The following is a 676-nucleotide window of genomic DNA, read 5'->3' as shown; positions in this document are numbered from 1 at the left end:
CTTTACCTGTGAGGCTTTTACCTGATTGCAGATCTTTAAGGGCTTGTTCGAAGTTAAAAGGTTGGGTCATGTGTCATTCCTGTTTTTGAATATTTTACTGAAATGACACAGAATTATGAACACTACCTCAGATACTGTCGCCCATATAGGGCCAGTCATTTTACTCGCCTTTGATTCTAAATCGTTGCCACCAATCCAACTAACCAACACTTTTTCGTTAATTATGTTCATCCCTAAACCAACATTTAAATTTATCAATAGTAAAAGCAAACATGCCATGCTGGCTGTTGTTCGTCAGACTTGTAGCGTTTGATAATTTACAGAAAAACAACCATTTTTCAATGCATTTGAATCAATATTGCCTATTACAGCTCTTTGTTTTTCATTTTGGTTGATATCGATTACTACCTAACAATTAATTACCCTAAAGCTTGCCAAAATCCACCCTTGTATTTCACTTTCTACCCATGCAACGGCTCTAAGGCCCAATGTCAAAGCTTTAGGAAAAATACCTTTATCGACGTACTTGTAAATGGTTGAACGGGCTAAGCCCTGAAGAATCCCCTGATGATTTACAAATAAATCATCAAATTAGGGTGGAAGCGCATCTTGTTGCATGATCAAATGGTTTCGCTAAAAACTACACTTGGACAACAAGATGCGCGAAGCCAATATC

At 37.4% G+C, this 676-nt stretch carries 1 protein-coding gene; it reads right to left on the bottom strand.

All coding sequences use genetic code 11. The annotated features are described in order from the left end of the window. Positions 1-408 precede the first annotated feature (408 nt). The gene (locus AEA42_RS21915) at positions 409-561 is read right to left on the bottom strand and encodes an AlpA family phage regulatory protein (protein ID WP_082389659.1); all 153 of its coding nucleotides are present in this window, start codon (positions 559-561) and stop codon (positions 409-411) included. Between the last annotated feature and the right edge of the window lie 115 nt (positions 562-676).

This window comes from Shewanella sp. Sh95 (assembly GCF_001308045.1).
Taxonomy (GTDB): Bacteria; Pseudomonadota; Gammaproteobacteria; order Enterobacterales; family Shewanellaceae; genus Shewanella; species Shewanella xiamenensis.
This window is presented reverse-complemented; position numbering and strand designations above follow the sequence as displayed.